A 21,558-nucleotide genomic window follows, 5' to 3' on the forward strand; every position below is an offset into this window, starting at 1 on the left:
CCTCGTTTGGAGAATTATCCCCTTTAGAGGTGTCCATAGTCATTGGACCACTACAGTGCCGCCCCGCACAGGGGCAACGCTAATAGACCACTAACAAATCAAGGAAAGGCCAAAGCCCCAAGAACACTGAAAAAAGCGCCGCAAAGGCAAAAAACCCCAAGTCACATTAACCCACAAACCACAGCGGCAACCACCGAGCCGCCAACCAACAAAACCCCGACAATCCGCCGCTTATTCAACTCAGTCCACAACAAGACCCCGGTCAGGGACAGCAAAATCATCCCACCAGCAATCGTATCGATCAACAAAACCCACCCAACACTCAACCCCACACCACGATGCAAATTATTCATCGTAGTAAGAAACGAATTCTGCGTGCGTTTCACCGCCACAAACCCATTCCCAACCCAATACTCGGCCTGCACATTCTGACCAGGCCCAAAAATCCCGACTTGCCAGAACTCCGGCTGCATCGTGCTGCGATCACCCCATGCCACCGCATGCGCCGGTTCGCGTTTCACCTTCCCCGGCTTGCCGTCGATCTTTAATTCGCCCTTGAGCCACTTCGCCATCTCCATCGGCGAACCCAGCTTCTTCTGCGGCACAGGAATCTGCATCTCCTCGACCTGCGGCTCACCCGACGACACCTTCAACGGTCCGCCGCGATGATTCAGCAAAAACCCCGTCGCGCCAAACATCAGCCCCAACACCGCGCCCCACAGCCCAACCCAGCCGTGTACCTTGCGCAACCACTTGATGAAATTCGCCCGCCGCGAACGCTGGCGCCGCGCCGCCTGCTCGGCGTCGCCCATCAGATGATGACCGCGCTCCGGCCTATGGGCCGTGTATTGCGTGCTGGCACCAGCAGCAGGTTTCATATCGATCGATTCAGGCGCGTTCACATCCATGCTCCAGGCACAGCAAGTTAACCTCCCGCCGTCAGGCAGCGCCAAAGCGCTCGCTCTCACCAGCGGTAAAGGAAAGTTCGAAAGGAAGGGCCGGACAGACCCGGCTTGCGGTCCAGGCCGTCCGGCTGAGAGGCTGGCTGGCAGTCACAGAGGAGGAGAAATGTGACAGAAAGCTGGCGATGCCTTTCAATTGAGAATGGCTATCATTACACAATTGGAGCATTTGCTCAATTGCAATGCTCGGTATCCGCTTGACATCCGGGCGGCGCAAACCGACTCTAACTGGCGATCCCGTCAACGTTGCCGTTCCGGATACCTGCCCGCCATGCGCCTCACCTCTTTGGTCTGTCTTGCCTCTCTCGGCTGGCTTGCCGGTGTCCATAGCGCGAGCGCGAGCATTGCGGCCAAGCTGGACGATCCCTATACCAACGAAGGTGAAACGCAGACTTTCACCGTCAATGCCGACGGCTCCTTCTCCAAGCTCGATTCGATGACGCTGCACGTGAACAACGAAGCAGGCGTCGCGCGAGTGGCGCAGCAATACGTGTGGTTCAACCGCAATATGGCGGACGTGCAGATCATCGAGGCCTACACGACCACCGCCGACGGCGTGCGTCACGACGTGCAGCCCGATCAGATCCGCGACGTGCAGGAAGCCCGTTCGTTCGACGCGCCGATGTTCCAGGACATCCAGGAAAAGGTGATCGTGTTCCCCGCCGTCGAACCCGGCTCGCGCGTGCATCTCACCTATCGCAAGACGCAAAAGCAGCCGATCGAGTTGGGCGAATTCAGCGACTTCACTCCGCCCGATCTCGCGCCGACCCACAACTTTCACCTCATCTACGATCTGCCCGCCGGCAAGCCGCTTTATGCCGATGCACGCGGCTTCACCGCGCTTCAACCGGTCACGCGCGACGGCCGCACTCGCTACGAATACCGTTACGACAAGGCGCATTTCAGCCGTCTGGAGCGCGGCTCGATCGCGTATGTGTCGTACGGCGACCGGCTCATGGTCTCGACCTTTCCGGACTACGCCGCTTTCGCAGCCAGTTACAGGGCGTCCGCCGCCGACCCGAGCGCGCGCGACACCGCCGTCACACGTCTCGCGCAAAACCTCACCGCACGCGACCACACCCCGCACGACAAAGCCAAAACGCTGTACGACTGGGTACGCCGCAACGTCCGCTATGTGGCGATCTATGTTGGGCGCGGTTCGGTGGTGCCGCACAGTGCAAGCGCGATCCTCGCGAACCGCTATGGCGACTGCAAGGATCACGTGGCGTTGTACGGCGCAATGCTCGACGCCGTCGGCGTTCGCAATGAGCCGGCCTTGATCAGCAGCGGCTCGATTTACACGTTGCCCAGCGTGCCGGGCTACGGCGTCATTAATCACGTGATCACCTGGCTGCCGGATTTGCAGCAATATGCGGACTCGACCGCATCGAATGTCGAATTCGGTTTTTTGCCGTCGTCCGATATGAACCGCCCTACCGTCCTCGTCAATCAGGGGGTGGTCGCGCAAACGCCGGCCACCGCGTTGATGACGCGCAGCACCGACCTGTCGATCAAGGTCGAACCGGACGGCTCGGCGAGCTTCACCTATCGTCTGGAAGCATCGGGCGCCACGGCCGAACAGGCGCGCGCGATGTTGCGCACGCAAACGCCCGCGCAACGTGAGGAGTCGATCCAGGCGGAACTGCGCAGCGCCAACCTGCGCGGCACCGCCACGCTGACCACCAGCGACCTCACCGTTGCAGACGGCCCGCTGACCATTACGATGAAAGGCACGCTCGAAAGTCTGGTGGTACCGGGCGCCGCGGCATCGATTCCGGCGCTGACGAGTATGGCCGGCGGCTTCGAGGCGGACACCCGCTACTGGCTCGGCGAACGGCAGCGCACGCAGCCATTCGTCTGCCACAACCTGACGTTGCATGAACGCGCGCGCATTGAATTGCCCGCGAATTTTCACGTGCTGGAAATGCCGGAAGCGAAGCGAACTCAAGACCGCTTCGTCGATTTCCAGTCGCAGTACACGTTCGATCCGCTCAGCAACGTGGTGACGATGACGCGCGACGGCACCACCCATTTCGATAGCGAGGTCTGCACGCCCGACGACTTCGCGAAAATGCGTCCCGCGATCGAAGCGATCGGGCGCGACGTGCGCGCCGAAGTGATCGTCAAATCGACGCTGGTGGAATCGTCGAGCGTGGCGTCGCAGGCGCCGTAGAACCGCGACCGCTCAAACCGGCCAGAGCGGTCCTTCCTCCATCGCGCCGAGCTGCTCGCGCAGTTCGAGGATGCGGTCTTCCCAGTAGCGCTGCGTGTTGAACCACGGAAACGCCGCCGGAAACGCCGGGTCGTCCCAACGGCGCGCGAGCCACGCCTGGTAGTGAATCAGCCGCAGCGTGCGCAACGCCTCGACGAGATACAGTTCGCGCGGCTCGAAGTCGCAGAAGTCTTCGTAGCCGGCGAGCAGATCCGCCAGCGCACGCGAAGCCTCGACGCGATCGCCGGGCAGCAGCAGCCATAAATCCTGCACGGCCGGACCCATGCGGCTATCGTCGAAGTCGACGAAATGCGGACCCGCGTCGGTCCACAACACATTGCTCGGATGACAATCGCCGTGCATTCGCAACATGCGAATATCGCCGGCCCGCTCGAAGGCGCGCTCGACGGCTTCCAGTGCGAGATTCACCACGGTCTGCCAGGCGGTGCGCACATCGTCGGGCACGAAGTTGTGCGCCAGCAAGAAATCCCGCGGCTCGTAGCCGAACGTGTTGATGTCGAGCGTCGGGCGTTCGGTGTAGTTCTGCGTCTGTCCAACTGCATGGATGCGGCCGATGAAACGCCCCAGCCATTCGAGCGTATCGCGCCGGTCCAGATCGGGCGCACGGCCCCCGCGGCGTTCGAAGATCGAGAAACGGAAACCGTCGAAGGTATGCAGCGTGCGGCCTTCGAAAACACGCGCGGGCACGGCCGGAATCTCACGCGCGGCGAGATCGGCGACAAAGGCGTGTTCTTCGAGAATGGCGGCGTCGGTCCAACGCTCGGGACGATAGAACTTGGCGACCACGGGCGGACCGTCTTCCACGCCCACCTGGTACACGCGGTTCTCGTAGCTGTTGAGCGGCAGCATGCGGCCGTCGGTGTACACACCGACGCTGCTGAGCACGCTGTCGAGCGCGTCGAGCACGATTTCCGGCTTGAGCCGGGCGAAAGGTACGGCGCTATCGGCGCCGTCCTGTGGGTCGAAATTGTCGTCGTTCATGTCCGCATTGTGCGCCGCGCCGCCGTCAAAGACGAGGGCGTCGGCTCACCGTGCGGCTAACAGCCACCTGCAACCACCACGAATCGGACTCAAACCAGCTTCAATGCACCTGTGCGCTCGACGGGCGAACCTGCTCGCCCGTATCGATCAGATCTTCAAGGAAAAAGGGTTCAGTATTGAGATGCTCCGATGTGCCGGGTTCGCCGGCATACCAGGCCACCATAGCCATGTCGCCGAGAATGCGCATGACAATCCCGCGTGCGCCCTGCGGCACCGCGATATGCACCGATCGGACAATGGAACCGATTTGCATGATGTTTCCCCGTTTCTCCCATAGCCGGCTTTATGGTTTCCGCGCCGGTCAAGGTGATGATAAAAGCGCCGCTTCGCCGATAACGTTGCGTACGCACCCAATCTGCTGCGCGTAAGACGCGTGAGAGGTTCGAGTCATTGTTCCCGTTTTGCGGGGCCATGGAAAGCGCGAACTCAGGGCTCTTCACCCGTCGTTTCGCCCTATTCCCATTACAGCGCGCCGGGCCGATGATCTGGGCGTAAAGCGTCGTAACGAGACCATCATAAACCCAGCCGGGGCGATATATCAAAATCATGCACCGCCAGAACGATCCGCTTAATCCGCCCGTTGCGACCGCCGGCCGCCGTCGCGGCATGCCTCATGGCCGCTGTGTGCGCCACACTGGCGCCGCCGCCTTTCATCCCCTTAACTAGCCATGTGGATCGTTCGCCTGGCGCTGCGGCGCCCCTATACCTTCGTCGTGCTGGCCCTGCTTTTGCTGATCGTCGGCCCGCTGACGATCCTGCGCACGCCGACCGACATTTTCCCAAATATCGACATTCCGGTGCTGTCGGTGATCTGGTCGTACAACGGCCTGCCCGCCGATGAAATGGAAAAACGCATCGTGCTCAACTACGAGCGCGGGCTCTCGACCGCGGTCAACGACATCGAGCATACGGAGTCGACGTCGCTGAACGGGATTGCGGTGGTGAAGATCTTTTTCCAGCCGCACGCGAATATCGATGAAGCGCTCGCCGAAGTCACGGCGCTGTCACAGACGCAACTGCGTTCGCTGCCGCCGGGCATCACGCCGCCGAATATCCTGCGCTACAACGCCTCGACGGTGCCGATCCTGCGCCTCGCGCTGTCGTCCCCTTCACTCACCGAGCAGGAGCTGTTCGACTTCGGCAATAACTTCCTGAAGACGCAGCTCGCCACCGTGCCGGGCGCTTCGGCTCCATTGCCGTATGGCGGCAAGCAGCGACAGATCATGGTCGATATCGATTCGCGCAAGCTGCAGGAGCGCAATCTGTCGCCGATGGACGTGGTCAACGCCGTCACCGCGCAGAATCTGATCCTGCCCTCGGGCACTGCGAAAATCGGCTCGACGGAATATTCGGTGGAGATGAACGGCAGTCCGGATTCGCTCGCCGGCCTCAATAACATTCCGATCAAATCCACGGCTAACGGCACCGTCTATATCCGCGACGTCGCTCATGTGCGCGACGGCTTCCAGCCGCAAACCAACATCGTGCGCGTGAACGGCCAGCGCGCCGCCTTGCTGACCATCAACAAAAGCGGCAATACGTCCACGCTCGAAATCGTCGACCGTATCAAGAAGATGATGCCGACGCTACGCAACCTCGTGCCGGCTTCGTTGAACATCGATCCGGTCGCCGATCAGTCGCTGTTCGTGCGCGCCTCGGTGCAGGGCGTGCTGCGTGAAGCGCTGATCGCCGCGTGCCTCACCGGTCTGATGATTCTGCTATTCCTCGGCAACTGGCGCGCGACGCTGATCATCGCGGTATCGATTCCGCTGTCGATGATCACCTCGATCATCGCGCTGTCGATGCTCGGCGAAACCATCAACATCATGACGTTAGGCGGGCTCGCGCTCGCGGTCGGTATTCTGGTCGACGACGCGACAGTGGCGATCGAAAACATCAGCCATCAACTCGAGCAAGGCAAAACGCTGGAGCAGGCGATTCTCGACGGCGCGCATCAGATCGCGATTCCGACGCTGGTCTCAACCTTATCGATCTGCATCGTGTTCGTGCCGATGTTTCTGCTAACGGGCGTCGCGCACTACCTGTTCATTCCGCTCGCCGAAGCGGTGGTGTTCGCGATGCTCGCCTCGTACTTCTTCTCGCGTACGCTCGTGCCGACCATGGCGAAGTACCTGCTGCGCCATCACCACAAGCCGGTGGACCTGCATCACGTGCCAGAGCAAACGCGCAATCCGTTCATGCGCGTGCACTACGCATTCGAGCGCGGCTTCGCACGTTTTCGCGATCGCTATCGCGTGTTTCTCGAGGCGCGGGTTGCACGACCGGGTCTGTTCGTGACGCTGTTTCTCGTTTGCTGTGGCGCGTCGATGTTGCTGATGCCGTTTCTCGGCCGCGACTTTTTCCCGCAAGTCGATGCGGGCACCATCGCGCTGCATCTGCGCGCGAAAACCGGCATGCGGGTCGAGGAAACCGCAGTGGTGACCGATCGGGTCGATACGCGGATTCGTCAGTTGATACCGCCCAGCGAGTTGCATTCACTCATCGACAATATCGGCTTGCCGGTCTCAGGCATCAACCTCTCATACAGCAACACCGGCACGATCGGCACCTCGGATTCGGACATACTCATCACGCTGAATCCCGATCATCATCCGAGCGCCGACTATGTGCGCACGCTACGCCGCACGCTCACCGACGAATTTCCCGGCGTGCAGTTCGCCTTCCTGCCCGCAGATATCGTCAGTCAGACACTCAACTTCGGCATGCCTTCGCCGATCGACATTCAGATCGTCGGGCGCGACGTCGCCGGTAATCGCGTGTTCGCCGCGCAGTTGCTGAACCGGCTGCGCACCGTGCCGGGTCTCGCCGATGCGCGCATCCAGCAGCCCGCCGATTTGCCGCGCATCTTTATCGACGTGGACCGTACACGCGCACAGCAAGCCGGTTTCTCGCAACGCGACATCGCAAGCGATCTGCTGATTACACTGTCCGGTAGCCAGCAGACCACGCCGACGTTCTGGCTCAATCCGCGCAACGGCGTCAGCTACAACGTGATCACGGAAGCGCCGCAATACACGATCGATTCGTTGCAATCGCTCGCGAACATTCCGCTGAATGCCAACGGCCGCAGCAATATTCTCGGCTCGCTCGCCACGATGAAACGCGAAGCGGGCAACGCAGTGCTCACGCACTACAACGCGCAGACCACCATCGACATTTTCGGCACCGCCGACGGCCGCGATCTCGGCGGCGTCTCCGACGACATCAGCAAGATCATCGACAGCGCCAAAGCCGATCTCCCCAAAACCTCGAGCATCGAAGTACGCGGCCAGGTGCAGACCATGAACGATTCGTTCTCGGGCCTGTTCGCCGGTTTGGTATTTGCGATCCTGCTGGTGTATCTGCTGATCGTGGTGAATTTCCAGTCGTGGCTCGATCCCTTCATCATCATTACGGCGCTGCCGGGCGCGCTCGCGGGCATCGTGTGGATGCTGTTTCTCACGCACACCACGCTGTCGATTCCGGCGCTGACGGGCGCGATCATGTGTATTGGCATCGCCACCGCGAACTCAATTCTTGTGATCAGCTTTGCACGCGAACAACTGCTCGAACACGGCGACGCGACGCGTGCAGCGATCGAGGCGGGCTTCACGCGTTTCCGTCCGGTGCTGATGACGGCGCTCGCAATGGTGATCGGCATGGTGCCGATGGCGACCGGTCTTGGCGAAGGCGGCGAGCAGAATGCGCCGCTCGGGCGCGCGGTGATCGGCGGTTTGACGGTCGGCACTTTAGCTACGCTGATCTTCGTGCCCGTTGTCTTTTCGATGATTTACCGACGGCTCGCGGCACGGCGTCAGCGTGCGGCCGAGCATGTGGTGCAAAAACCATGACGACTCGCACGACACACGCAACGCGAAGCACAAGAGGCAGCTTCGACTGCCCATGCATTCTGATAGGGGAAGCTTGATGGAAGGAAAACGTCCAGGCGAATCCAACGCCGCGCCCGATCCAGCGAAAGGGAAACGCGCGCGCTGGGTAATCGTGGCGGTGGTCGTGGTGATCGTTCTGCTCGCGGCGCAAGGTATCTGGTCGCGCCATGACGCGCATGCGGCACTCGAGCGCGATGCCGAGCACGCCAGCCAGACGAGCGTCGAAGTCGTGCGTCCGCAGAAGTCGAACGCGGGACTCGACCTCGTGCTGCCCGGCAACGTGCAGGCGTTTCTCGACACGCCGATTTACGCACGCACTAACGGCTACCTGAAGAAGTGGTACGCGGACATCGGCGCGCACGTCAAGAACGGCCAGTTGCTCGCGGAAATCGACACACCGGAAGTGGACGATCAACTGCGCGCCGCCCGCGCCGACCTCGCGAATGCCAACGCCAACTACGCGCTCGCGAAAAGCACCGCCGACCGCTGGACCGACATGTTGAAAAGCAAATCGGTTTCGAAGCAGGAAACCGACGAGAAGGTCGGCGACATGCTCGCGAAGAAAGGCACGCTGACGCCGCGCGCTTCAACGTGGCGCGCCTTGAAAAAACGCAGTCGTTCCAGAAGGTCTACGCGCCCTTCGACGGCATCGTGACGGCACGCAATGTCGATGTCGGCGCATTGATCGACGCGGGCAGTTCCGGTGGCCCGGCGAAGGAACTGTTCCATGTCGCGCAGGCGGACAGATTGCGTGTGTATGTGAACGTGCCGCAGGCCTATGCACAACAGGTCCGCGCGCAACAGACGGCGTTTCTGACGCTGACCGAGACGCCGTCCAAACATTATCCGGGGACCGTGGCGCGCACCTCGGGCGCCGTCGATCCGCAACAGCGAACCATGCTCGTCGAAGTCGATGTCGACAATCGCAATGGCGATCTGCTGCAGGGCGCATACGCGCAGGTGCATTTCGCTTTGGGCGCTGGCGCCGCGCCGTTTACGTTGCCTGGCAACGCGCTGCTGTTTCGCCCGGACGGCGTGAAAGTGGCCACTGTGGATACACAGCACAAAGTGAAGCTGCTGCCGGTTTCGCTCGGGACGGACTTCGGCACGCGCGTGGCAATCGCATCCGGTTTGCAAGGCGATGAACAGGTGATTCTGAATCCGCAAGATTCGATCATCGATGGGGCGCCGGTGCGGATCGTGCCGGCAAAAGCGGGGGCTGGTGCGGGTAGCGCAGCGGGTGCTTCGGGTGCGGAGGGCGCGAGTGCCTCTGGCGCAGCAGCCGCAAGCGCGCCCATTGCGCACGTCGCCAGCCTGCAATCAGCGAGGATGTCCTTGTGAGCGCGCCAGTATCACGTCGCCATGTCGGGCCATCGCTTGCACACGGCTCGCTGCTTGCCGTAGCGTCCGTCTTTGTCTTCACGCTCACCGCCTGCACCGTGGGTCCCGACTACGTCAAACCATCGGCCACCACCGCCGCCACCTACAAGGAACTCGAAGGCACCGGCTGGAAGCCTGCGCAACCCGCCGACACCGTCACACGAGGTGCATGGTGGAGTGTCTACGCAGACCCATCGCTCGATGCGCTCGAGCAGCAGGTGGCGAGCGCGAACCAGAACGTGCAGGCTGCCGAGGCGCGTTTTCGCGCCGCTCGTGCGACAGTTGCGCAATACCGCTCGAACTTCTTCCCTGTCGTCAGCGCGAATGGCGACTATTCACGCGCGCGGAGCTCCGCGAATGTGCTGCACAAATCGACTGCCGGTCTCACGCTGAACGATTACCTCGTGCAAGCCGACGCGTCGTGGGAACCGGACTTATGGGGCCGCGTGTCGCGTAGCGTCGAAGGCGCGAAAGCGGAAGCGCAGGCGAGCGCCGCCGATGCGCAAGCGGCGCTCCTCTCGATGCAGGCCGAACTGGCAACGGACTACTTCGAACTCCGTGGTCTCGATCAGGAGCGCAAACTTCTCGACGACACGATCAAGGCCTACAAGGAAGCACTCGATCTGACACAACACCGCTACGCAGGCGGCATCGCCACCGATGCCGACGTCGCGCAGGCGCAGACGCAGTTGCAAACCACTCAGGCGCAAGCGCTCGACCTCGGCGTGCAACGCGCGCAACTCGAACATGCGATCGCGATCCTGATCGGGCAGACGCCCTCGACCTTTTCCCTGCCGGTTGCACCGCTCACTGCCGTGCCGGTGGTCGCGGCGGCCGGCGTGCCATCCGCGTTGCTCGAACGACGGCCCGACATCGCGTCGGCAGAACGGCACGTCGCCGATATGAACGCGCAGATCGGCGTGGCGACGGCGGCATTTTTTCCGAACCTGATTTTGTCGGTGACAGGCGGGCTCGAAGCGACCAACTACAGCCAATGGCTGATGGCGCCGAGCCGTCTGTGGTCGCTCGGGCCGACACTGGCCGGTACGCTGCTCGACTTCGGCGGACGTGCATCGGTAAAAGAGCAGGCTCGTGCGCACTACGACGAAAGCGTCGCGCAGTACCGCCAAACGGTGCTGACGGCGTTCGGCCAGGTCGAAGACAACCTCGCCGCCTTACGCGTGCTGGAACAGGAAGCCGCCGCACAGGACGACGCCGTGGCCGCCGCGCAGCGTTCGCTGGCGGTCGTGTCGAATCGCTATAAAAACGGCGCGATCACGTATCTCGACGTCGTGGTCGCGCAAACCACGGCGCTCACTAATGAGCGGACGGCGGTGTCGATCGCGCGCCGCCGCATGGCCGCGAGCGTCGCGTTGATCAAGGCGCTAGGCGGCGGTTGGGACACGTCCGCCTTGCCGACCGACGAACAGATCGTGCATCCCGCAGCACCCGCGAGCGATGCTGCGGCGCACGGTTAAGTTTTTCAGCGTATCCTTAACTTCTTTGAGTACTCTGCGCTGCCCAAGGAGATTTTTTCGTGACCGCATCGCCGGATTCCCACCGGACTGCTGCTTCGGCTGTTCCCCTTTCGTCTGCTTCTCTCACCTCCGCTTCTGTGTCTGGCGTCTCTGACCTTCCCTATCTCGAACGTGGCACGCGCGCCTATTGGCGCGCCAGCATGGCACTGCTGTTCGCGGGTTACGCCACCTTCTCATTGCTGTATTGCGTACAGCCATTGCTGCCTGCGTTCTCTACGGCGTTCAACGTGACGCCGGCACAAAGCAGCTTGTCGCTCTCACTGACAACCGCCGCGCTCGCGCTCGCCATCTTCATAGCCGGTTTCGTATCGGAAGGCTGGAGTCGTCACAAGCTGATGACGGCATCGCTCACGCTGTCGGCGCTGCTGACGATCGGCGTGTCGATCGCACCGCACTGGCATCAACTGCTCGTGTTGCGCACGCTCGAAGGGCTCGCCCTCGGTGGCGTGCCCGCCGTCGCGATGGCGTACCTCGCGGAAGAGGTCCACCCGGATGGACTCGGTCTGGCGATGGGGCTGTATGTCGGCGGCACGGCGATCGGCGGGATGGCCGGGCGTGTGATCACCGGCGTGGTCGCGGATCTGTTTTCGTGGCGCGTGGCAATCGGAACGATCGGCGTGCTCGGCATTCTCTCGATGCTCGCGTTTCGCGCCTTGCTGCCGCCGTCGCGCCATTTCGTACCGCGTCGCGGGCTCGGCTTTTCCCATCACCGCACTGCGCTGCTCAAGCAATTCACGCGGCCCGGTTTGCCTTTGTTGTTTCTGCTCGGCTTCGTGCTGATGGGCAGCTTCGTTACGCTGTACAACTACATCGGCTACCGGCTACTCGCGCCGCCGTACCTGCTGAGCCAGACGGAGATCGGCGCGATTTTCGTCGTCTATCTGACGGGCGTGGTTGCCTCGCCGTGGTCGGGCCGCATGGCCGACACCTTCGGCCGGGCGCGCGTGCTGACCGCCAGCTTGCTGCTGATGGCATTTGGACTCGCACTCACGATGCTGCATCCGCTGGCAACCATTGCAACCGGCATTGCTTTCGTGACGTTCGGCTTTTTCGCCGGACACTCGGTGGCAAGCGGCTGGGTTGGACGCCTCGCCAAAGAAGCCAAAGGCTAGGCGGCCGCTCTGTATCTGCTCGCGTATTACATCGGTTCGAGCGTGATCGGTTCTTATGGTGGGCGCGTATGGGCGGGTTATGGCTGGAACGGTGTCGCCGGCCTGGTCGGCGTGCTGCTTGTCGCAGGCCTCGTTGCGGCCATGCGTTTGCGGCAGCGCGAACGGATCACGGCTTGAGGGAACACTGCTGATCGGCTTTGAGGAAACCTGGCCTCGACTCAGCGTGAATCAGGGCCTGCGTGTAGTGCGCCCCGATTACGCAAGAACCATCCGCCGCGCATCAAACAAGCTCTAGAAGTAAGGCCTGTGTAAGCAAACACTTCATTTTTTACGGGCTTTTTGCTGCATCGCGCCAATCGCGGCTGCCCTTGCGGTATTGGGTTCAGCAGCCTGCGAAGACGCGCTGCAGCGCCGCAATACGTTGTTATGTTGATCTAAGCGTCGCCTATACTCGAATCGACCGCTGGCAGTGCATGACTCCAGAAATCGAGCCGCTGCCCGCGTTGGTATTACATAAGGAGACGGGTATGACGACCTACTTTACGATCGGCGATTTCATCCTGGTCATTCCGATGGCACTGGCCGGCGCCCTGTTTGTCGGCGCGCTACCCTGCAAGACGGAATTTCGGCACAACGCGTTACGCGTGCTTGGCGCGCTCATCGGCGTAGTGTTCGCGGTCGTGCTGGTCGAGGGCTTGCCTGCGCTAGTGTAGCGGGGTCCGGCGAAGGCAGTCTGTGCGCTTCGCCGATGGTTCGGTCGACTGAACGCAGTCGCTTCGGCCATTGCGCGGGAAGCGTGTGTGCTTGAACTGAGTTGAAAAAAAGCCGCCTCACGGGCGGCTTTCTTCGTTTCTACGGCGTGTCTCTACGACATGAAACTCTACGGGATCAGATCGCCTGATCCGTCGACGGTTTTTCCCACAGGTTGATGCCGCCTTCGGTCGCGTAGTGATCGATCTCCGCCAGCTCTTCCTTCGAGAACGCGAGATTTTTCAGCGCACCGACGTTCTCACGCACCTGTTCCGCGCGGCTTGCGCCGATCAATACCGACGTGACACGCGGATCGCGCAGCGCCCAGGCGAGCGCCATCTGCGCGAGGCTTTGTCCGCGACGCTGTGCGATGTCGTTGAGCTTGCGCACGTGCTCGATGTTTTGCGGGCTCAGATGCTCCTGCTTCAACGAACCGCCGCCCGGCTTGTTGACGCGCGCGTCTTCCGGCACGCCGTTCAGATACTTGCCGGTGAGCAAACCCTGCGCGAGCGGCGTGAACGCGATGGCGCCCGCGCCGACTTTCTCGAGCGTGTCCAGCAATTCCTGTTCGATCCAGCGGTTGAGCATGTTGTACGCCGGCTGATGGATCAGCAGCGGCACCTTGTACTCGGCGAGCAGCTTCGCCATTTCGAGCGTCTTGGTGGCCGAGTACGACGAAATACCGATATACAGCGCCTTGCCCTGTTGCACAGCGGTCGCCAATGCACCGGCGGTTTCTTCGAGCGGCGTATCGGCATCGAAACGATGCGAATAGAAGATATCGACGTAGTCGAGGCCCATACGCTGCAGGCTCTGATCGAGACTCGCGAGTACGTATTTACGCGAGCCGCCGCCCTGACCGTACGGACCCGGCCACATGTCCCAACCCGCCTTCGACGAAATCAGCAGTTCGTCGCGATACGGCTTGAAGTCGTCCTTGAAGAGCCGGCCGAAATTGGTTTCGGCGCTGCCGTACGGAGGGCCGTAGTTGTTGGCGAGGTCGAAGTGCGTGATGCCCAGATCGAAGGCCGTGCGCAGAATATCGCGCTGCGTGGAGATCGGCGTGGTGTCGCCGAAGTTGTGCCACAGGCCCAGCGACAGCGCCGGCAGTTTGAGACCCGACTTGCCGCAGACGCGGTACTTCATGTCCGAATAGCGTTCTGAAGCTGCTTCGTAAGCCATTGCTAGTGTCCTTGATGTTGAAGTCGCCCGGCGATCACGGGCGTGAGGAAATCACATGCTGCGGGAGGCGTGCAGGTTTTATATTCAGGTATGGGTGAGGCCAGACCGCTATGGTAGCCAATCGCCGTGATGTGTGCAGGCGCCCAGTATGCGGGATGGACGACAGCTTGCGGCTCCCCTACACTTTGGCCGATCAAAGCTTAGCGGAGGGATGGGTTCATGACGAAGGCGATTTCAATCGCGCTGATTGTCGGCGGTATCGTGCTGTTGTATTTCGGCGGGCAGGCGTTCAACTCGGTCAGCAGCGAGGTGTCCCGCGTGTTCACCGGATCTCCGACCAACAAGGCGATCATGCTGATTGTGGGCGGCGTTATCGCGACGATTGCAGGCCTGACCGGGATGGCTGTTTCCGGGCGCAAGCGATAGAGCGTGAATTGCCTGTGCGGCGCGGAACCGAAGGGCCTCCGCGCCGCGCAAGGCAAAAAACTAAAAGGCAATTTCGGGCTTGGCCGCCGAGCGGGATCCCGGCAGGGGCACATTGCTCGCCCCGTGATAAGTGAACACCAGAGAAAATTTCACCTGATCGCTGAGATTCTTGCCGGCCGAATGCAGCGTGTTGCAATGAAAGAACACCACGTCGCCGGCCTCGAGTTCGGGCGAAACCGCAGTGCGAATCAACGCCTGATTCTCTTCCAGATCGGAGCGGAAAAACTTGGCCTCGTCGAAGCGGTCGGACGTGAAGGCTGCGCTATGAGACTTCGGCACCAGCCACAACGCACCGTTATCAATCGTTTCCGACCCGACCGCGAGCCACACCGACACCAGGTCGTCGCGCTCGAACGACCAATACCTCACGTCACGATGCCAGCCGGTCAAACTGCCGTAGGCAGGGTGCTTGGTCATCATGCAATTGTGATGCGCCCGCGATAAGCGCGGCTCCTCGCCGAAGTACAACTCCATCCAGCCGCGAATTTCCGGCGCGGTGGCCCATTGCGCGAAATGCGGATGGCGCCCGTACGCATCCAGCAGGCGGCGAACCGTATGCCCACCCGGCGCGTGTTTGGATTCCGGTGCGCCCGGATACCGCAGATCCGCTTCGAATTCGATTGGTGCGGCCGCTTCCTGCAGCTGGCGCTCCGCAATCTGCTTCAGTTCAGCGCAACGCTCGGGCGAAACCAGTCCCGGCACGACGACAAATCCCTGCTCCCGCAACGTTTGAATCTGCTCTTTCTTCGAGTGAAGTGACATGGTGTTCCGTTACTTTCGACTGACTGATGCTCGATTGTAAAACGGGCGCGATCGGACTGCGCGCTGTTTCACCTGCCGGGGAGCCGGGCCTTACGCACTACTTTCACGCGAATGGGCGGTATGCATGGCACGCTGTCTGGGCACGCGCGCACGAAAATCGACCGCAAAGGGCGCGACCCCGCAAACTCGCGCAGCGCGTTTACCCCGTAAAAACCCGTATTCGCAGGGTAAAAACCGACTTTCTGACGTCATGAATCGCGTGTAGCCTGCACACATGTTGATTGTTCTTCCCGCACTTTTACGGCACGCACAGGCCGCCATGGCCGACTCCGCCGTCCTCCGTGTCCTTTCCAGTCGAATTCCGGGCTTTCGCGCCGTCCATCGCGACACCGCCGTTGGCACATTTGGTGCTCCTTCTGGCGCACACTCCGTCGCGCGACACGTTGCCTACTTGTGAAGCCATGCATACTCTCCTGAGCACCCGTCTTACCCGCGCCGCATTGAAGGCGGCGCGTCCGGCACGCCGCCATATCGTGCGTGCACTGCGTCACCATGCCACCCGCACACGCGCATTAGGCGAGCAATGGCGTGAAGCCAAAGCGGTCGACGGCATTCGCACGTGGTTCCACACCTTCTTCTCCGCACTGCGCCTGCAAGGCAGCTCACGCCGTTTTTCGCTGCGTACGCTGCTGCGCAAACCGACGCCGCTGCGCCTCACCGCGACGCGCAATGCACCGGTCGTCGCTCCGCAAAGTACGAGCCGCCGCCCGCGCCGGATGTCGACGAGTGGTAGCAGCGGCTGGTTTGCGTTCGCGTTTGCGAGCCGCTGAGTGCGCGGCTAAGCGAGTGGCTGAATAGGCGGCTAAGTGAGCCGCCGAACGCGTCGCGGTGCACTGCAAAGGCAATAAAAAACCCCGCTCGGCTTACGCCGGCGGGGTTTTTTGCTGAAACGGACTGTGTGCGCTTATTCGGCGAGCGCGACAACCGGTTCGGTGCCTGCAGCTTCGGCGAGCACCAGGGCCTTGTCCGTGGCTTCCCACGTGAATTCCGGCTCTTCGCGGCCGAAGTGACCGTAGGCCGCGCTCTTCTCGTAGATCGGACGCAGCAGGTCAAGCATCTGGATGATGCCCTTCGGACGCAGATCGAAATGCTCCAGCACCAGCTTCGTGATGACTGCATCCGACACGCGGCCCGTGCCGAACGTGTTGACCATGACCGACGTCGGCTGGGCAACGCCGATCGCGTACGACACCTGAATCAGGCAGCGCGACGCCAAACCAGCCGCCACGATATTCTTCGCGACATAACGGCCGGCATAAGCCGCCGAACGGTCGACCTTCGACGGATCCTTGCCCGAGAACGCGCCGCCGCCGTGCGGCGCCGCGCCGCCGTACGTATCGACGATGATCTTGCGGCCCGTCAGACCGCAATCGCCTTGCGGACCGCCGATCACGAATCGGCCGGTCGGGTTCACCAGGAACTTGATGTCGCCCTTGATCAGGTCAGCCGGCAGCGTCGGCTTGATGACTTCTTCGATCACGGCTTCGCGCAGCGTGGCCAGATCGATGTCCGGCGAATGCTGCGTGGACAGCACGACCGTGTCGATTGCATGCGGCTTGCCGTCGACATAACGCACGGTGACCTGCGACTTCGCATCCGGACGCAGCCAGGGCAGGCGGCCGTCGCGGCGCAGATTCGCCTGACGTTCCACCAGACGGTGCGACAGGTGGATCGGCAGCGGCATCAGTTCCGGCGTTTCTTCGCACGCATAACCGAACATCAGGCCCTGATCGCCGGCACCTTGATCGAGGTTATTGTCGTGCGCACGGTCCACGCCCTGGGCGATGTCCGGCGATTGCTTGTCGTACGCCACCAGCACCGCGCAGCCGCGGTAGTCGATACCGTAATCGGTGTTGTCGTAGCCGATGCGCTTGATCGTGTTGCGCGCGACCTGGATGTAATCGACGTTCGCGGTGGTGGTGATTTCACCGGCCAGCACGACGAGACCCGTGTTGCACAGCGTTTCGGCTGCGACACGCGAGTACTTGTCCTGGGTCAGGATGGCGTCGAGGATGGCGTCCGAGATCTGATCCGCGACTTTGTCGGGATGGCCTTCGGACACGGATTCGGAGGTGAAGAGATAATCGTTTGCCACGTTGCAGACTCCTGTTTTGTGGTTACGGTTGAGTTTCACGTAGCCAGCTTCGGGAGCCTTGAAGCGGCGACGCTTTAGCGGATTACCTTACCGGCAGGGGCCTATCCCATGGATAGCACCCGCCAGCTTCGCCCCGCAAGTTGTCTATTAACTCGGCGAAGCCCTTATTATAGCGACTTCCTTTGATTGTCACAGAGTGATCACCCGTGCTGTATTTCGACCCGTCTTCAGGTTTCTTGAGCAAAGCGTCGCTCGACGCCCTAAACGGAGGGGCGGCATGCTGAGTCGTCTTGGCGCCCACCTGGCCATTGGACTGCTGAAATTTCTGGCGTTGCTGCCATACGGTTTCGTTGCGCGACTGGGCGACGGGCTGGGCTGGCTGCTCTACCAGATACCCAGCAACCGTAAACGCATCGTCCACATCAATCTGAGCCTGTGCTTCCCGGAGTGGAGCGCTGAGCATCGCGAAGAGATCGCGCAGAAACACTTCCGCCACGCGATCCGCAGCTATGTCGAGCGCAGCGTCCAGTGGTTCGGGTCCGCAAAGAAGCTGGAAAAGCTCGTGCAGGTGGACAGCGAGATCGATCTACTGGATCCCGACATGCCGCCCACCCTGTTGCTCGGCGCGCATTTCGTCGGTATTGAGGCGGGCTCCGTGTTCATCAATCACGCGCTGCGCCGGCAGTGCGGCGCGCTCTACCAGCCGATGTCCAACAAGGTGCTCGACGACGTGGCGATCGCCGCGCGCGGCCGCTTCGGCGCGGACATGGCAAGCCGCGCCGACAGTGCTCGCATCGTGCTGCGCTGGTTGCGCGACCGCAAGCCGGTCATGCTCGGCGCCGATATGGACTACGGCATGCGCAACTCGACGTTCGTGCCGTTCTTCGGCGTACAAACGTGCACACTGACGGCGGTCGGGCGGCTCGCCGGGGTCGGCCACGCGCAAGTGGTGCCGTTCATCGGCGAGGTGCTGCCGAACTATAAGGGCTACCGGCTGAAGGTCTTCAAGCCGTGGGACAACTACCCCACCGGCGACGACGAAGCCGACGCACGCCGCATGAACGCCTTCCTCGAAGAGCAGATTCCGTTGATCCCCGAGCAGTACTACTGGGTGCACAAGCGCTTCAAGACCCGGCCGCCGGGCGAGCCGAGCGTCTATGACCGGCCTTCGAAAAAAGGCGCCTGAACGCTTAAATAAAACGGCGTTCGGCGCACCTGCGAGCGCGTCACTTACAATAGCGTGATGAAACTGAAATTCACCAAAATGCACGGCGCGGGTAACGACTTCGTCGTGCTCGACGGCTACACCCAACCGGTCAACCTGACGCCGGCGCAGGTGCGCGCGCTCGCGGACCGGCATTTCGGCGTCGGCGCCGACCAGTTGCTGCTCGTCGAAAAGCCCACTGTGGGCGGTGTCGATTTCAGATATCGCATCTTCAATTGCGACGGCGGCGAGGTCGAGCACTGCGGCAATGGCGCGCGCTGCTTCGTCAAGTTCGTGCGCGACAACGGCCTGACCGACAAGCGCAGCGTGCGCGTGCAAGTGCAGAACGGCACCATCCAGCTGACCATGCAGGAGAACGGCGAAGTGCTGGTCGACATGGGTGCGCCCGTGTTCGAACCGGAGCGCGTACCGTTCGCCACCAAAGGCCTCGAAGGCCGCCGCGAGGGAGCGGACACGCTCTGGCCGCTCGACATGAACGGCGTGACGCGCTGGATTTCAGTGGTGTCGATGGGCAATCCGCACGCGGTGCAAGTGGTCGACGACGTCGAAGATTTTCCGGTGCTCGTCGAAGGTCCGGTGATCGAGCGGCATGCACGTTTCCCGCAGCGAGTGAACGCGGGCTTCATGCAGATCGTTGGACGTAGCGAGGTTAAGCTGCGGGTCTACGAACGCGGCGTCGGCGAGACGCTGGCGTGCGGTACGGGCGCGTGCGCTGCCGTCGCCGCCGGCATTCGGCGAGGACTGCTGGATGCGCCGGTGCGCGTGCACACGCACGGCGGCCAGTTGACCATCACATGGGACGGCACGCAAGACGCGCCGCTGCTGATGGCCGGCCCCGCGACAACCGTCTTCGAAGGCGAGATCGAACTGGCCGACTGACCCGCGCCAGCGCACTACCCGATTCAGCGGCCGAGCGATCGGCCCAGGAAGTACCAGACAAGCGGCCTCGAACAGGCCGACTAAGAAGCCAACGACAGCCGATGAAAAGCCGGACGAAACAGCGCTTTCACCGGCTGACCGAACTCATGACCGATGCGCCGCCCGAGGGCGTCGTCCCGTAGTCCTTTAGCCGAAACCATGAACGATCGCGAAGTCGCCGAATATCTGCTCGCCAACCCCGAATTCTTCGCCGAACACGCGGAAATGCTCGCGACGATCCGGCTTGCGAACCCGCACGGCAAAGCCGCGGTATCGCTGCAGGAACGGCAGATGGAAATGCTGCGCGACAAGAACAAGCATCTCGAACGGCGTCTGGCCGAGCTGCTGCGCTATGGTCACGAAAACGACAGCATTGCCTCGAAATTCAATCGCTGGACCATCCGTGTGATGGCCGAGCGCGATCCGTACGCGCTGCCGCGCACCATCTCCAACGGCTTGCGCGATATTTTCGACGTGCCGCAAGCCGCGCTGCGCGTGTGGGACGTTTCCGAGCCGTATGCACAGGCCGAGTTCGCGCGCCATGTCGGCGAGGAAGTGCGAATCTTCGCGAATAGCCTCACCACGCCGTACTGTGGCGCCAACACGGGCTTCGAAGCGGCGCAGTGGCTGGTGCCGGCAGTGTCGGCGGTGAGTGAGGACGGGGCCGCAGGCGGCGCCGGCGAGTCCGCGCATGCCACCGAGTCGATTGCACTGCTCGCACTGCGCGACCCCGAAGGCAAGGAAGAAGCACCGACCTTCGGCCTGCTGGTGATGGGTTCCGCCGACGCCCGCCGCTTCCACGACGGCATGGCGACCGATTTTCTGACGCAGATCGGCGCGTTGGCGAGCGCGGCGCTGAGCCGTCTGCTGCCGCGCTAAAGCCGTGCTGAAACCGCTAAGCCGCCGATCCTGCCAAAGGCCATCGTGACCGAAGCCGATCCGATCGCGGCCTATCTGTCGAATCTCGAACATGAGCGGCGACTGTCGGCGCACACGCTGCGCGGCTACACCCACGAACTCGAAGAGCTCAAGCTGCTGGCCAAAGGCCGGCCGCTCGAAAGCCTCACCGCTGTCGATATTCGCGGCGCGGTTTCACGCGCGCATGCCGGCGGCCTGACGGCGCGCTCCATCAGCCATCGGCTGTCGTGCTGGCGAGCGTTTTACCGCTGGTTCGCGGGCCGCGTCGATTTGCCGGCCAACCCGGTCGCCACCGTGCGGGCGCCGAAGCAGGCCAAATCACTGCCGAAGGCACTTTCCGTCGACGACGCCACGCGACTGATGGAAAGCCCGCCCGCCGCGACGCCCGAAGGCCTGCGCGACCACGCGATGCTCGAACTGTTCTACTCGTCGGGCCTGCGTTTGTCCGAACTGGTCGGCCTCGACGCCCGTTTTGCCGACGCCGACGGTTACCGCTCCGCGGGCTGGCTCAAGCTCGATTCCGCCGAAGTCGAAGTACTCGGCAAGGGCAACCGGCGCCGCATCGTGCCAGTCGGCAGCAAGGCGCTCGACGCCCTGAACGCGTGGCTCGCGGTGCGTGATCAGATGGTGAAACACGATCCACATCCGCTGTTTCTGTCGGCGCGCGGCAACCGTCTGTCGCCGAATGTCGTGCGTGATCGCGTGAAGCGCGCGGCGCTGGTCGCCGGCATTCCCGCCAATGTGCATCCGCACGTGCTGCGGCATTCGTTCGCCACGCACGTGCTGCAATCGAGCGGCGATCTGCGGGCCGTGCAGGAACTGCTCGGGCACGCCAGTATCACCGCCACGCAGGTCTACACCGCGCTCGATTTCCAGCATCTCGCGCACGTCTACGATCAGGCGCATCCGCGCGCCAAAAAACGCGACTGATTCCGCTCTTTGCTTTTTTGCGGGTTGCGGTCTCCGCCTTCGCTTCACCTGCCGTGTGCCTCTTTGTCCACGCGGC

General features: G+C 62.2%; 17 protein-coding genes and 2 pseudogenes. 12 read left to right on the forward strand and 7 right to left on the reverse strand.

The genetic code is table 11. The features are described from left to right. Positions 1 to 161: 161 nt before the first annotated feature. A complete protein-coding gene (locus M0D66_RS19215) occupies positions 162 to 902 on the reverse strand; it encodes a PepSY-associated TM helix domain-containing protein (RefSeq protein ID WP_266211165.1) in 741 nt (246 codons plus the stop codon). A gap of 331 nt (positions 903 to 1,233) precedes the next feature. On the opposite strand from M0D66_RS19215, the gene M0D66_RS19220 reads away from it, so the two are divergent. Further along, a complete protein-coding gene (locus tag M0D66_RS19220; RefSeq protein ID WP_266211166.1) occupies positions 1,234 to 3,135 on the forward strand; it encodes a DUF3857 and transglutaminase domain-containing protein in 1,902 nt (633 codons plus the stop codon). Positions 3,136 to 3,147: 12 nt separating this feature from the next. Here M0D66_RS19220 and M0D66_RS19225 read toward each other — a convergent pair whose 3' ends face one another. Both M0D66_RS19225 and M0D66_RS19230 read right to left on the reverse strand, forming a co-directional pair. Continuing rightward, positions 3,148 to 4,176 carry a serine/threonine protein kinase gene (locus M0D66_RS19225; protein WP_266211167.1) on the reverse strand — a complete coding sequence of 343 codons (1,029 nt, stop codon included), beginning with the start codon at positions 4,174 to 4,176 and terminating at the stop codon, positions 3,148 to 3,150. 100 nt (positions 4,177 to 4,276) lie between these two features. After that, positions 4,277 to 4,489 carry a hypothetical protein gene (locus M0D66_RS19230; protein ID WP_035554043.1) on the reverse strand — a complete coding sequence of 71 codons (213 nt, stop codon included), beginning with the start codon at positions 4,487 to 4,489 and terminating at the stop codon, positions 4,277 to 4,279. Positions 4,490 to 4,904: 415 nt separating this feature from the next. On the opposite strand from M0D66_RS19230, the gene M0D66_RS19235 reads away from it, so the two are divergent. From M0D66_RS19235 to M0D66_RS19255, 5 genes and pseudogenes are all read left to right on the forward strand, one after another. Further along, entirely contained in the window at positions 4,905 to 8,087 is a 3,183-nt protein-coding gene (locus M0D66_RS19235) for an efflux RND transporter permease subunit (protein ID WP_266211168.1), read from the forward strand. Between the two features lie 76 nt (positions 8,088 to 8,163). Then, positions 8,164 to 9,467, forward strand: a pseudogene (locus M0D66_RS19240) (efflux RND transporter periplasmic adaptor subunit). A 50-nt stretch (positions 9,468 to 9,517) separates the two neighbouring features. Next, complete coding sequence (locus M0D66_RS19245) at positions 9,518 to 10,984, forward strand: efflux transporter outer membrane subunit (protein ID WP_266211411.1); 1,467 nt, start codon at positions 9,518 to 9,520, stop codon at positions 10,982 to 10,984. A gap of 200 nt (positions 10,985 to 11,184) precedes the next feature. Further along, a pseudogene (locus M0D66_RS19250) lies at positions 11,185 to 12,333 on the forward strand (MFS transporter). Positions 12,334 to 12,683: 350 nt separating this feature from the next. Beyond that, positions 12,684 to 12,869 (forward strand): hypothetical protein, encoded by a 186-nt coding sequence (locus tag M0D66_RS19255; protein WP_007179669.1) that lies wholly within the window; start codon positions 12,684 to 12,686, stop codon positions 12,867 to 12,869. 175 nt (positions 12,870 to 13,044) lie between these two features. Here the strand turns inward: M0D66_RS19255 and mgrA are convergent, their stop codons facing one another. After that, positions 13,045 to 14,088, reverse strand: a complete 1,044-nt coding sequence (gene mgrA / locus M0D66_RS19260; protein WP_054037171.1) for an L-glyceraldehyde 3-phosphate reductase — start codon at positions 14,086 to 14,088, stop codon at positions 13,045 to 13,047. A gap of 219 nt (positions 14,089 to 14,307) precedes the next feature. Here mgrA and M0D66_RS19265 point away from each other — a divergent pair, with 219 nt between their 5' ends. Next, positions 14,308 to 14,514 (forward strand): DUF3185 family protein, encoded by a 207-nt coding sequence (locus tag M0D66_RS19265; RefSeq protein WP_093634657.1) that lies wholly within the window; start codon positions 14,308 to 14,310, stop codon positions 14,512 to 14,514. 60 nt (positions 14,515 to 14,574) lie between these two features. On the opposite strand, the gene M0D66_RS19270 is transcribed toward M0D66_RS19265, so the two are convergent. Together M0D66_RS19270 and M0D66_RS19275 are read right to left on the reverse strand one after the other, a co-directional pair. Next, entirely contained in the window at positions 14,575 to 15,336 is a 762-nt protein-coding gene (locus M0D66_RS19270; protein WP_093634656.1) for a phytanoyl-CoA dioxygenase family protein, read from the reverse strand. A 298-nt stretch (positions 15,337 to 15,634) separates the two neighbouring features. Then, entirely contained in the window at positions 15,635 to 15,799 is a 165-nt protein-coding gene (locus M0D66_RS19275) for a hypothetical protein (protein WP_167378383.1), read from the reverse strand. On the opposite strand from M0D66_RS19275, the gene M0D66_RS19280 reads away from it, so the two are divergent. Then, positions 15,798 to 16,166 (forward strand): hypothetical protein, encoded by a 369-nt coding sequence (locus tag M0D66_RS19280; RefSeq protein WP_093634684.1) that lies wholly within the window; start codon positions 15,798 to 15,800, stop codon positions 16,164 to 16,166. The genes M0D66_RS19275 and M0D66_RS19280 overlap by 2 nt on opposite strands. A 134-nt stretch (positions 16,167 to 16,300) precedes the next feature. Here the strand turns inward: M0D66_RS19280 and metK are convergent, their stop codons facing one another. Continuing rightward, on the reverse strand, positions 16,301 to 17,491 hold the full coding sequence (gene metK, locus M0D66_RS19285; RefSeq protein WP_093634655.1) for a methionine adenosyltransferase: 1,191 nt from the start codon (positions 17,489 to 17,491) through the stop codon (positions 16,301 to 16,303). Positions 17,492 to 17,768: 277 nt separating this feature from the next. On the opposite strand from metK, the gene M0D66_RS19290 reads away from it, so the two are divergent. From M0D66_RS19290 to xerC, 4 genes are all read left to right on the forward strand, one after another. Further along, entirely contained in the window at positions 17,769 to 18,677 is a 909-nt protein-coding gene (locus M0D66_RS19290; protein ID WP_266211169.1) for a lipid A biosynthesis lauroyl acyltransferase, read from the forward strand. A gap of 57 nt (positions 18,678 to 18,734) precedes the next feature. Beyond that, complete coding sequence (dapF, locus tag M0D66_RS19295) at positions 18,735 to 19,595, forward strand: diaminopimelate epimerase (protein WP_266211170.1); 861 nt, start codon at positions 18,735 to 18,737, stop codon at positions 19,593 to 19,595. Between the two features lie 198 nt (positions 19,596 to 19,793). Next, positions 19,794 to 20,513, forward strand: a complete 720-nt coding sequence (locus M0D66_RS19300; protein ID WP_266211171.1) for a DUF484 family protein — start codon at positions 19,794 to 19,796, stop codon at positions 20,511 to 20,513. Between the two features lie 45 nt (positions 20,514 to 20,558). Beyond that, positions 20,559 to 21,482, forward strand: coding sequence for a tyrosine recombinase XerC (gene xerC / locus M0D66_RS19305; protein WP_093634651.1), 924 nt, complete (start codon positions 20,559 to 20,561; stop codon positions 21,480 to 21,482). Positions 21,483 to 21,558: the final 76 nt, after the last annotated feature.

The sequence above is a fragment of the Paraburkholderia sp. SECH2 genome (assembly GCF_030464795.1).
Classification (GTDB): Bacteria; Pseudomonadota; Gammaproteobacteria; order Burkholderiales; family Burkholderiaceae; genus Paraburkholderia; species Paraburkholderia aspalathi.